Consider the following 11,652-nt stretch of genomic DNA (forward strand, 5'->3'; position numbering starts at 1 on the left):
AGTGAGGTGGCAAGCCCGATAATACCGACGGCCATAGAAATGTCTGAGATGAGCGCCAACTGAGCGCTGGAATCACGAATGTCTTCGTAATCGGTGGTGCCCCTTACCAGCGTGTCGAGCTTGTCTGCTTTGGATGAAGCGGCAGCACCGAGCACGATGGCGGCGGTAGCGCCGGCAATGGTAACGCCTGAGGCTATCCAAAGAGGTGCATTGCTTGATGACGATTGAGTTGCAACCTGAACCGGAGCAGTGTCTTGTTTTTTGGGAGCTTCGTTACGCGCCGTCATAGGGCCTGCCTTAGGCCGGGTAGGCTCTTTAATCTTTTTCGGGATCGATGTTTTGGCAGGTGCTTTGGCTTCTTTAGGTGTCGCGGTTTTTACGGGTGGAGAGGGCGGCGTAACCGGTACCGCTGCTGCTACTTTTGGAGCGGGTTGAGCGGCGGGTTCCGCGGATACTTCAGGCGCTGGGGCAGGTTCAGGAGCTTCAACAGGAGCTTCAACAGGAGCAGCGGCGGCGACTGCTGCTTCTGGTTTGGCCACTGGAGTTGGGATGAGCTCTACCCTCTGATTTTGACGGTGCGCGCGTTTGGATTTTTTAGGGTTCTTCAGCTCAGTGGAGCCTTTGCCTTCGGCGACCAATCTTTCGGGATTTACGCCCAGTTTAATAAGCATCGCTTTCACGTTCTCTGCTCGTTTGAGAGAAAGCTTTAGATTCATAGGCGCCTTACCGCGAGAATCTGTGTGACCTACGACGGTGATGTTGCCGAGTTCAGGGTGCGCCTTGAGGTGAATGGCAATTTTTCGAAGTTTCTTACGCTGTGGGCGCGTGAAGCCTTTTCCTTTTTTCGGCAGTTGAATCGTGAGGGAGACTTTGGCGTGCTTACCCTTTTTCTTTTTCCCCGCATGACTGGGCAGACCCATAAGCATGACGGCAGAAACCACCAGAGCCAACCATGGCTTAGCGGATGAGTGATTACGTAATGACTGCAGTCTCATATTTTATGTCCCCCAAATTGCGCGACTCGGCGTGCCAGATTTCAATCTATCTAACTCCAAGCCCTGAGACTAGAGCTTAGCGCGTAAGTGCAGGGAAAGACTAGTCTCTTCGTTATGTGGAGGAGGCTGCTTAATCTTCAAGAACAAAGCACCAAAGCGGCGCTCTTGCGGTTGCCTGAGGCCTGCGCATCGGGGTCTCGGCGCTGGTGAGAGTGAGATACATACTCACCATGGGGAACGACGCGCACACTGTGCTCTACCGCCAGAAAATCCAGCCCCACTTGCTTGCCCATCTCTTCTAGCTCTTCGCCCACGAACACCACAAATTGGCCACCATCGACCAGCGCGTCCATGGCCACCCAATCGTTGTTGCCTCGTCCCACCCAAAGCTGGCTTACAGATTGGCTACCGCTCTTATTCGGAGAAATATAGATGGCCGTTACCAGGCCGCGGTCTTTGTGCTCGTTGAGCATGCCATGGTCGTAGTTGAAGATATTGAAGAAGGTGTGGGCAAAGGGAGCATCGGCGGAAGAAAAAGGTGCGTTGGTGTCTTCTCCGGCGAAGAGTTTAAAGTCTGGGTGCAGGGCTTCGGCGAGTGATTGCGCCACCACCGGGAAGCTCTCGGTTAAGCTGGGCTCGGCTTCTAAAATAGCCTGTGTGAAGGTGAGGGCGGCGCGGTAGAGAATGCCGAAGCAGGCTTTATTCGTTTCATCGTAGTTCGAGATGCCGTCGCGGGCTGGGAATCGAAAGGTTTGTTCTGGGTCGAATTGGTTTACCGCTTCCACCAGCGCGGTTTGAGCTGAGGCATCGTCGATGGAAATCACGGCGTAGCGCTCTTGAATGAGACTATCGCGCAGCGCGGCACAGGCCTGCTTATCGATGCTGGCTAAGGCTTTGAGAGATACTGCGGTCACTGAATATTCCACCAAATCAAGAGTGTTTCCGAGATAGGGCGCTGCCTTAGCGGCTGGGTTTGGGTTTGGCAAGGTTATAAGTGGTTTTTCATGTATTGGATTTATTTAAGGAATTTGTCTATGAACCGTGGTTATATCTTAAAGCAGGGGGCGATAAATATGGTGTTTCGACAAGTACTCGTGGGAATTGGTTTTTTAACTTTGCTGGGACTCTGTGCATGTACCCGTGTACATCCTGGAATCCATGTTGTGATGGAAACAACGGATAATATTGCTCGTGGTAAAACTCGTGGTCAAAACAGGCTTTGGAAGATTCCAGTATTTCTGAAGCCAACCAATAAGCCAAGCCGGGTGATTGCTTCATTTCGTGGCTTAGGCAGTGCAAACACGTCCCGAGAAACTGTTAGCCCAGATGAAAAATTATGGGACAACATTAAAGACAGCGCGAAGAAGATAGGAGCAAATGCTCTCTTATTTCGCTCGCGAAAAATCGTTGAGTGTGAAGTGCAGGGAACTGCTTTAGTCGCCACAAGTTACAATGCGCAAACAGCAACCGTTGGCGGCGTGGCTATGAACTATACGCGTAACACCCTTTGCATTGAGTTGGTGGCAGATGCCTTATTGGTCTCTCGTGAATATGATTGCCAGGATGAACAAAATTGCCGAACAGAAAGAGTGGACGCTTTGGAACTCAATGCAATCAGTGATGTGCGATAATGAACTAATTTTTCGTATTCGTTCTTCAATAAAATTACGCTAAATCCCTTTCCTGGAGTGGTCATGAAATACGGTTTAATCCTTTGCTCAATCTTCTTTGCTTTGTTGTTGGTTAGTTGCGGCGACTCCGACGGAGTTTCTTCCTGCGCAGCAAAAGACGGCATCATCTGTAACAATTGCGCAACCGACTGCAACATCACCTGCGGTGCGGGTGAGCAGGAGTATTGCGTGGGCCTCACTTATTTTGGCGATGACACCCAAGACAATCTGCGCTGCGCTTTTTGCGAATAACTAAGCGTCTATTTGAGGGAAACGATGGCGTTCATGCAGCTTAGCGAAAAGACAAAACGCTTTTGGGCGTTTGCGATTTCGTTTGTGTATCCTTTAATCATTCTGCTCACTCTCTTTCGCTTTGGGAGCCAAGACATAGAAGAGGGTATGGGTGAAGGCCAGGACCTTGGATATGGGCTATAGGGTGGTCACCGCCGAAGATGGTTAGGCAGGCTTAGATGCGGCAAAAGAGCATGTGCAGGATTTGATTGTTTCGGATTGGATGATGCCGAATATGTCGGGTCCTGAAATGGTCACGGCGATTCGTGAGGATGAGACCCTTCGCGGCAACCGGTTGTGATGTTCACCGCCAAGAGCGACGAAGAGAGCAAGTTTGTGGGCACGGGCGTTGGCGCCGATGATTTTCTTGGGAAGCCTTTTAATAAGGTGGATCTAAGCACGACCATTCGCAATTTGCTTCAGCTTAAATCTGGTGAAAAAGAAATCAAGCGCCTCAATGAGTATCTCACCGAGAGCGTGTGCAAGCGATATCTACCGGCCGAACTGGTACAGGAAATACTCGACGGTAAGCTCAGCATGGAGCAGCCCGCGCAGCTTCGCCAAGTGACCATTTTGTTCAGCGACCTCAAGGGATTTACCGCCACATCAGAGCGGCTTGGTCCCGAGGGTATTTCGGAGATTCTTAACGAGTATCTCACGGTGATGAATGAAGTGATTTTCGAACACGGCGGAACCATCGATAAATTCATCTGCGGTGAAGGCCCATCTACCTGATGCAGGCTATGAGTCTGCGGGAGAATTTGACCTCAAGGGCTTAGACCAAAGCCAAACGCTCTATTGTTTGACAGGGGTCTAACCCTACGCTGAAAAATCAGAGATCACCTACAGTAATGTTAGAATCGCCTTTTTCGGTCTTGGTTATTTCGGTCATTTTTACGATGTGCCTTTTGAGTCGTTCCAGGAGTACTTCGTTATGCAGATGGTACGGCAAATCAGGAAAAGAGTGGTGATTCAAATCTTCTTTTAAATTGATCTTAAGCCAAAGAGTAATTAGTCTGCCGCAATAACTTATTGATGTTTTAAAAGTTCTAATCGATTGGGAAAACTATGAAATTATTTAAATTTACTTCTTTGGTAATGGCTACAGCATTTGCGTGTGGGTGTAGTATCGGATCTGTCAATCAGCAAAAGATTTCGACGCTCTCAGTCCCGTACGTTGCTAATATGAACGACGATGTTCAGGTAGAAGGTCGCAAGGTTCAGGTTGTTGGATATGTTGTTGTTGATATGGATAACATTGTGACTACGGGCAAGGACTTGGCATCTGTTCGTGCGATGCTTTTGGATGCGGCTAAGGCCAAATTCGGTGATGTTGATGCAGTTGTGTCTCTTGCCTTTTACTCTGAGAGTAGCAATACGAGCACAACAACCACTGAAGCCAGCCTGTTGGGTGATGCTGTGAGTGGAACCACAAACCAAGTATCTTCGAATACGTTTTGTGAGGCTGCCGCTATCAAGTATGTAGACTAATCTCTCAGAACATAGCGTGAGAAATGATGAGAGTGTGTGCTTTTTGGAGTGCACACTCTTTTTTTTTGAGGGGACCTCAAAAAAAAGCGGCCTTCCGCTAAACACGAAAGACCGCTCTAGGGGATTTGTTACTTTAGTCTATTCAAGCCAGTCTGCATCGCTTCCGCTTACTTCGAATACGCAATCATCATAATCACGGTCGCCGCCGCCGTAGAGGTCTTCGAATCCAAAACGGTGCGCGCCAGACTCAAGGGTATCAATGCGAGCATGGATTTCTGAGTCGGGGTTTCTCTGATCTCCCACTAATCTATAGGCGACTGGAATAATTAGATTTCATCGAGCTCACTGTCGCGGACTACACACCAGCTTTGCTTTTAACTGGCTTCTAGGTAAGGTCGCGCCGCTTACGAAGCTGCGGGTGTGCTTTGGATCGCATTGGGAGATGACTTCCTATTGAGACCTAAACCGGTAGCTGATTGATGGGTCAGACGGCTCGTTGGAGGGTATTCGGCAAATGCAACAAAAACCACCAGTAAATTTTCAGGGCAACCACTGCCTTCTTGGCGCAGTATTTTGCTTGCTCGGCTTTTCCCTGGACCGACCAAAACTGTATCTTTACCCCTGAGCAGGTCCGGTATAGTTTTCCTCGGAATCAAGGAGTACCTCAATGGCCGATAATATTATTCGAGTACTACGCCAGTTTCATAAGCGTCCAACGACCGCGGAATTGGTATCTGAAGATTTAATTCGAGCACACGATTCGTATGAGCATCAAACAGCCGAAGGTTATGCGGCTAATGGTGACGCGCTCTTCAATGCATTTATGAAGTTGGGTTTTAGTTACCCGGGACAGGCCGCTCAAGGCTATGGCGTAGCGGGCGCCGGTGGCGGCATTGAGGTCGCCGTTGACTTTGGAAAGCTATTTCTTCCCGGCTTTGCTACGGCCGAAGTAAAAGCCAGTGGGGACTATGCGCGGTCTTCCGAAACGGTTTTGGTCACCATTCGTCAAAGCATCATAGGCAATTCATCCGGAGCTAAGCCCGTTTGTTTTATTGCGGCCCAAGGTAAGCTGAATGAGTGCTCTGTTAGCTTGGGTGCGAGCATTGGCGTTAAAGCATCTGTTGGTCATTCGGACGCCGGTACTCAGACCATGATGACCGAGGATTCGGAATCTAAAGCTATGAGCGAAGCCGTAAAAGAAAAGCATGGCTCGGTTGGTGGAGCAGTGCTTGAAAAGCTTGCGGTTGGTGCCTCGGCGGAAGCGTCTCTGAGTGCAGGTATAAGTTACAGTGGGGAGTTTCTACATGTCCGTGACCCAGCGCCCAGTTGGTTTTCTAGTGCGAATTCCCAGGAGCTAAAAGAGTTATTTGGACACTACGTCGCGCCGGCAGGAACCAGGCAGGGTACCAAAGAGCGCATCAAATTATTTTTAAGGAAATCCGAGACTGGGGTACTCCAAAATCTGCTACCTAAATTAGGCTTCTGGACGCGAATACAAAAAGCTGTAACCAAAGGAAACATCCCATTTGAAGACCTGATGCAGGCATTGGGTGATGCCATGAGCTTTTTGGCATGGGCCGATTACATCGCAGGTGCGGACCCAAGTTATTTACGCAATATTGAGAAATCTATTAGTGATATCGACATTCAGTTGGCGCGTTCATGGGCGGCCCGCCGCTTTAATAAATCCGATAAGAGGACAGTCAAAAATCAGGCGATGGAACTTTTTTCCGATGATTTGGTGCGTGCAATGTCAGCCGAGAAAGGTTTGTCGGGCTATGCTTCATTAGAGGAGATCAAAGGAGCGCTGGAGCGAGTGCGAGAAGCCATTAAGCTTCCTGCACAAAATCGTCGCTTGATGAAAGAAAAGATATCCTTGCTTTATAAACATGCCCACGCTCATCGCGAAAAAGAATATTCGCGTGAAACTCCAACGATTGAGCTGGGAGATGGAATTCCTTCTGGTTTATGTTTTTTGAACCTTGTTGGACACAAACCGGAAGCGTCGGCTTCGGTGAAAGCCTCGGCTGGCTTAACCGCGACTTCCTTGGCTAAATTCGCTGCCACGGCAGAGGCCGGTATAACCATTTCTAAGAAGTTTACCAACTACCGCCTGCAGCATTATCAAATGAGTGAGCAACAAGGGGGATCCGGTTCCAAGAATCTAGTGGTTTTCACTCAGGACACGCGGCTCACTTATACACAATGCTCTACCAAGCTCACAGCTACCGCTGTAGCTTCCGTTGTGGCTAGCAAGGATTTACTAGCAAAAGATGGTAAGCCGCGTCAGTACGAACCAGCAACACCGTTGATCAATACGATGCTTTACCAGTCTGCTTATATTGCATGGACTCCGCCACCAGCGGGAGTTGAAACAGTGCAGACTCAACCAGGTACGGGGCTGGTTAGAGCGATGTCCGTCTCGTTGGAGGGCTTCAATACTTTGGTTAAGGGTTCCGATGCTCTTGGTTTGTCAGAGCAAGTGGCAAAAGCGATTGGAGTCGGTCCCGATGTGCTGCGTGGAGCGATGTCTTCGTTCAGTTTTCTGGCTGACATGGATCCGAAAGGTTTGGCTAACGCAATACTTATTGAGGCCACCTTCTCAACTCCGTCCAAAACCATTCCGGTTTCTTGGATGAATGGTGAACCGAAACTTTCGAAGGACGCTGCAACGAAGCTAAACGAATCAGTGTCCAGTTTAGAGAGTATCCGTATACGCTATCGAATGGCGGACAACTATTCTCAAAGTAAATCCACGACTTTTCAACTGGGTATTCCAAAGACTCCGGTGAAGGTCGGGATTAAGTTAAAGAGTGTGGCTGATGCCGGTTCAAGCGCTCTGGTGGACCTAGGGATTCACTGGTTCGGAGCTCGCAGCTCTCTCAACGCTCCTTTGGTTACGCAGTATCCGGAAGACGTTGTGCCGAGCGCTATCATTTTCCATCAATAACCCGAGCCTTTTGGTGCAAAGCGACACTCAACAATATTCACGAACTCTTTAAAGTAACCGATGGAGGTTACAAAGTTCAGGGATACGACCTTTCAAACCTAACCATCACTTAGGGTAAGACCGGTTGGGCTATTGTCGATACGCTCACGACGACGGAAGCAACTAAGGTGGCCAAAATATTGGTTGTACTACCTATCAGGCACGAAGTGATCATGGATCAGCGCGTGTATTCAGGGTTCGTTTATTGTTGTTGTTAAAATGCAGCCGTTGATCGCGATTTGTACATTTTTAACTGCTTGATTTGGCCATTGAAATTGCCTTTGGACTTCGGTCTTGAGTCCAATATTCAACCGAAAAGATTGAATCCGAATAAATACTATCTCGTCTTAATCGCAACCTGATGGACGCAATGCTTTGAATGTTTTGCGTTAAGGAGTTGATGATGAAAAAAATGAATTGGACCGTATTGTTAGCGATGTGCGTAGTGTTTTTCGCAGCCCCTTTGGCGGGTGCGGCGGGTACTGTGAAAGAGTATAAGAATGGTGACTCGGCCTCTTACTGGTCCATTGATACGAGATTCGGCGTAATCTTTGATGGAAGTATCCGGGAAATTCAGTGCCAGGAATGTAAGCAGGGCTATTATGGCGGCGGCGTTCTTGTGGGCGTGGACGCCACTTACAACTGGAGTGAGTTTCAGGCTGGACTATCGGGAACGTTTGGAGAAGTTCTTTTTGAAGGTCAACGCTACAACCTTGGAGCTATGCTCGGTTGGCGACATGACTTGGCAGACTGGTTGCAGTTTAAAACGGTAGGAGAAGTTGGTGTGCATGCGCTCAACAACTTTATTGACGATGGTATGTTTCAAAGCGTTGCCGATAATTCTGATTTTGCGATTTTACCCTTTATCGGGGCACGTGTAGGCTTGGATGCGAGAGTCTGGCCAGCTGCCGGTCTTGTACTTGGAGTTTGGGGGAGTGGCCAAGTTGATCTGGCTAAGCGTCAATATAATGCTTCGCTGAGTGGTCTTTTTGACTCGGTTAACCATGAAACATATGAGGTGGGCGGACACCGGCTATCGGTCGGAGTCAACCTGGGCTTTGAATTCTAAAACTTAATCTGATGTACTGCTTTATCTTACCAACCAAACTCCCACCTAAGTCGAAGGCTCTCAGAGCAACCTGACGGCAGTTACTCCTTCAACGGTATTCTGCGCTCACTAAAAATAGTATTCTGTCTCATGGGCCGTTGAAAAGTCTCGTGAAAATAATGTTTTAGATGGTTTTGACCTGCCTTTTATATCTAGCCTTACTTGCTCCATCATCTAATCCAGAATTTATTAACCGTTTATATCTCAGCTGAGTTTGTAAGAGCTTGAGCTGCCTCTTGCACTCTGTAAACATGCAGGCGGGGGTTGTGTAATGCTTCGATGTTTAGGCTCTGTTCTTCTGTTTTTATTGGTCACACCGTCACTCTATGCCCAGAAGGCAGGCTCCATTGCTGAGACCGCAGCCGCGATTGAACTCAAAAGAGTAGCCGCAGAAAACCCTGATTTATTGGACAGCGATATTGTAAAATCTCAGACTGCGGTGCTGGACAAAGCTCGGGATGCCCGTGCGATGAGCCGCCAAAATAACTGCGCAGATAATAGCCCCCAGGAAACCTATCGAGTTGCTGTTTATGATTTAGAGCTGGTGAATATTCCCGAGGGCATGGGCAAAATCATCACGGCATCTTTGCTTTCCGAGGTGCGAAAGCTTGAAGGTGCTTCCGTGATTGGCATGGACGAAATTCGCGAGATGATTAATTTTGAGGCGCAGCGCCAAGCGATGGGTTGTGATGCGGATGAGGCGTGCCTGGCAGAGATAGCTGGTGCTCTTGGTGTGGATGAAATCATCACGGGCCGATTAACAGAAGAGTCCGATGGGCGCAGCTTTCTTGTGCGCCGTATCAATCAAAGGCGGGCAGAGGTGGTAAGCACCGTAAACAAGCGCCTAACCATTGGTAATGGAGAAGAGTTTCTTTTAGCTCTTGGTCCTGCCGTAGAAGAGCTTTATCCAAACCGGCCCAACCGGCCAGGAACCAAGCGCGGCGTGGCCAAAAAGGTGCTGCTGCGTTTGAATCCTCCGCCCATTGCGCCGCTTATCACACTGACAACCATTGGCGTGTCGGTCGCGGCTTTGACGGTAGGTGGCACTTTTGCGCTTTTGGGGCAAAAGGAGGTGACGCATTACAACAGTGGAGCAGGGCAAGGGGACGGATTTTATTCTGGCGAAGGCTTGAATCCATTTCACGATGCACAAAGCAAGGCTGAGAATTATGTGATGATTGGTAACATTGGCTTGATTGCAGGTGGGGCGCTTGCGCTGACGTCTACAGTGATGAGTCTTTTCACGGACTGGGCGCTGCTTAGTGAGAGTGACGACCATGAAGAATAGCAGGTTTCAGCTAAGTTATCTTATGGGCGCACTGGCTGTGCTGTGTGTCACATCCGCGTGTACCGCTGACTTAAAAATACCAGATGGGATTGCGTTGGCTTGTGAGAATGGCTCAGAATGCCCAGCCGGTGCCGAGTGTAAAGAAACCGATGATGGCACTGCCATGGTCTGTGTAACCGATGGTGATTCTTTTTGCGGCGATGGCATTGTGGCAGGAGATGAGGCCTGCGACGACGGATCCCGCAACACGGATGGTTATTCCGGGAGCGCACAGGTTTGTAATACCTTTTGCAGCGGATTGGCTCCTTACTGCGGCGATGGCAGCCGTACCAATGATGAAGTGTGTGATGCTGGTTCTGAAAACAGCGACACCTACAACGAGAGCTTAACCACTCGTCTGCTTTGTAATTTAACCTGTGACGGTTATCGCGCTCACTGCGGTGATGGCGTGGTTGAGTCTGACGGTGTTGAGGAATGTGATGATGGAAACACTGATGGCGGCGATTATTGCGGTAAGGATTGTTTGTCTTACTGCGGTGACGGCGTGGTAGACGGTGCAAATTTTGAAACCTGCGATGATGGCAACGGCATACTCACCGATGCTTGCCCCGATGGTGAAAATGGTACTTGCCGAATAGCGGCATGTGGTGACGGCTTTGTGTTTAATGGTGGTGGAGAAGACTGCGAGCCCAGCTTGGAGCAGGCTACCTGTAGCAGTATTGCCAGCGTTTATCAGGCGGGCAATGTCAGCTGCCTGGATGCTTGCCGTTTTGACTTCTCAACTTGTTTTAACGACCCAGACAATATGGTTGAAGGCATGGTTTATGTGCCGCCAGGAATTTTTTGGATGGGTTGTAATGAAGAAGAGGAGTCAAGCTGTGCTGGAGACGAATACCCTTACCACGAGGTGTACTTGGATGGCTTTTATATCGATACCACAGAAGTAAGCGCGGGTGCGTATAAAGCTTGTGTGGATTCCGGCAACTGCGTCTATGAGGGCTCTACTAGCGGCGAGTTACGCACTTACAACAACAACCGCGATACTCGGCCCATTAATTACGTAAACCACACAGAGGCTAAGTCCTATTGTGAAGCACAAGGTAAGCGCCTTCCCACAGAGGCTGAGTGGGAAAAAGCAGCCCGTGGAACTGATGGTAGAAGGTTTCCATGGGGTAATGAAGAAGCCACTTGTGAACTGACTGCTATGTATGGTTGCCCTGGTGATACTCGGCCCGTGGGAAGTTTAAGCGTCGGCGCAAGCCCTTATGGCGCAATGGATATGGCTGGTAATCTGTTTGAGTGGACGGCTGATTGGTATAGCTTCAGCTATTATGCTGAAACGCCAGCAGAAGGCTGGGTAGGCCCCGAAGGTCCTCTAGACGGCAGCGCGCGCGCACTCCGTGGTGGGTCGTTCTACGGTAGCAGCTCGAATGGCGTGCGCGCCTCTTATCGTTTCTACGGTAATCCGAACGCCCGTGACCTCGGGACCGGATTCCGCTGCGCCCAGTAAGGCCTGAAACTCCACCGGGCCCCCACCCACACTCTGCAAGAGTCAGGGCGGGGAGATACATGCACCGCCGAGTGGATAATTCCTATTTCTAACCGGTTTGGGACTTATTTTTCTAACTTCATTAAAAGATAATATGCAATAAAAACAGTCGCTTACGGTTTTATTCGCAGTGAGTACGAAGCCGCCCTGTTTTTCAAGCAACAGTCTCGCTAATCCGCCGATAACCATTTCAACTTCAATGACCGACTATTAACTTATTAACCGGGCCCTCGACTGAGAGATAGAGGTCCACCCAGCGGAGAATAAAATG

The 11,652-nt window shown here is 49.3% G+C and carries 11 protein-coding genes; 8 read left to right on the top strand and 3 right to left on the bottom strand.

Annotation, left to right across the window (positions count from 1 at the left end):
- A partial coding sequence (locus HOK28_01455) for an OmpA family protein (protein MBT6431725.1) occupies window positions 1-995 on the bottom strand: 995 nt, incomplete at its 3' end.
- 137 nt (window positions 996-1,132) lie between these two features.
- Entirely contained in the window at window positions 1,133-1,909 is a 777-nt protein-coding gene (locus tag HOK28_01460; protein ID MBT6431726.1) for a hypothetical protein, read from the bottom strand.
- A gap of 120 nt (window positions 1,910-2,029) precedes the next feature.
- On the opposite strand from HOK28_01460, the gene HOK28_01465 reads away from it, so the two are divergent.
- From HOK28_01465 to HOK28_01480, 4 genes are all read left to right on the top strand, one after another.
- Complete coding sequence (locus tag HOK28_01465) at window positions 2,030-2,626, top strand: hypothetical protein (protein ID MBT6431727.1); 597 nt, start codon at window positions 2,030-2,032, stop codon at window positions 2,624-2,626.
- Between the two features lie 63 nt (window positions 2,627-2,689).
- On the top strand, window positions 2,690-2,917 hold the full coding sequence (locus HOK28_01470; protein MBT6431728.1) for a hypothetical protein: 228 nt from the start codon (window positions 2,690-2,692) through the stop codon (window positions 2,915-2,917).
- A 336-nt stretch (window positions 2,918-3,253) separates the two neighbouring features.
- Complete coding sequence (locus tag HOK28_01475) at window positions 3,254-3,691, top strand: hypothetical protein (protein MBT6431729.1); 438 nt, start codon at window positions 3,254-3,256, stop codon at window positions 3,689-3,691.
- Window positions 3,692-4,024: 333 nt separating this feature from the next.
- Window positions 4,025-4,447: a hypothetical protein gene (locus tag HOK28_01480; protein MBT6431730.1), complete on the top strand. Its 423-nt coding sequence runs from the start codon at window positions 4,025-4,027 to the stop codon at window positions 4,445-4,447.
- 138 nt (window positions 4,448-4,585) lie between these two features.
- Here HOK28_01480 and HOK28_01485 read toward each other — a convergent pair whose 3' ends face one another.
- A complete protein-coding gene (locus HOK28_01485; GenBank protein MBT6431731.1) occupies window positions 4,586-4,750 on the bottom strand; it encodes a DUF4114 domain-containing protein in 165 nt (54 codons plus the stop codon).
- Between the two features lie 364 nt (window positions 4,751-5,114).
- Between HOK28_01485 and HOK28_01490 the strand changes: the two genes are divergently transcribed.
- The 4 genes from HOK28_01490 to HOK28_01505 all read left to right on the top strand — a co-directional run bounded on the left by HOK28_01490 (window position 5,115) and on the right by HOK28_01505 (window position 11,342).
- Window positions 5,115-7,397, top strand: a complete 2,283-nt coding sequence (locus HOK28_01490) for a hypothetical protein (GenBank protein MBT6431732.1) — start codon at window positions 5,115-5,117, stop codon at window positions 7,395-7,397.
- Between the two features lie 442 nt (window positions 7,398-7,839).
- A complete protein-coding gene (locus HOK28_01495) occupies window positions 7,840-8,505 on the top strand; it encodes a hypothetical protein (protein MBT6431733.1) in 666 nt (221 codons plus the stop codon).
- Between the two features lie 310 nt (window positions 8,506-8,815).
- Window positions 8,816-9,832 carry a hypothetical protein gene (locus tag HOK28_01500; protein ID MBT6431734.1) on the top strand — a complete coding sequence of 339 codons (1,017 nt, stop codon included), beginning with the start codon at window positions 8,816-8,818 and terminating at the stop codon, window positions 9,830-9,832.
- Entirely contained in the window at window positions 9,822-11,342 is a 1,521-nt protein-coding gene (locus HOK28_01505; GenBank protein ID MBT6431735.1) for an SUMF1/EgtB/PvdO family nonheme iron enzyme, read from the top strand. Before HOK28_01500 ends, HOK28_01505 begins: the two co-directional genes overlap by 11 nt.
- Window positions 11,343-11,652 lie beyond the last annotated feature (310 nt).

It is taken from the genome of Deltaproteobacteria bacterium, assembly GCA_018668695.1.
Taxonomy (GTDB): Bacteria; Myxococcota; XYA12-FULL-58-9; order XYA12-FULL-58-9; family JABJBS01; genus JABJBS01.

What these genes read in the sequence shown, in the direction of transcription:
- HOK28_01465 (MBT6431727.1), top strand. Translation starts at nt 2,030, where the DNA reads ATGAACCGTGGTTATATCTTAAAGCAGGGGGCGATAAATATGGTGTTT.
- HOK28_01470 (MBT6431728.1), top strand. Translation starts at nt 2,690, where the DNA reads ATGAAATACGGTTTAATCCTTTGCTCAATCTTCTTTGCTTTGTTGTTG.
- HOK28_01480 (MBT6431730.1), top strand. Translation starts at nt 4,025, where the DNA reads ATGAAATTATTTAAATTTACTTCTTTGGTAATGGCTACAGCATTTGCG.
- HOK28_01490 (MBT6431732.1), top strand. Translation starts at nt 5,115, where the DNA reads ATGGCCGATAATATTATTCGAGTACTACGCCAGTTTCATAAGCGTCCA.
- HOK28_01495 (MBT6431733.1), top strand. Translation starts at nt 7,840, where the DNA reads ATGAAAAAAATGAATTGGACCGTATTGTTAGCGATGTGCGTAGTGTTT.
- HOK28_01500 (MBT6431734.1), top strand. Translation starts at nt 8,816, where the DNA reads ATGCTTCGATGTTTAGGCTCTGTTCTTCTGTTTTTATTGGTCACACCG.
- HOK28_01505 (MBT6431735.1), top strand. Translation starts at nt 9,822, where the DNA reads ATGAAGAATAGCAGGTTTCAGCTAAGTTATCTTATGGGCGCACTGGCT.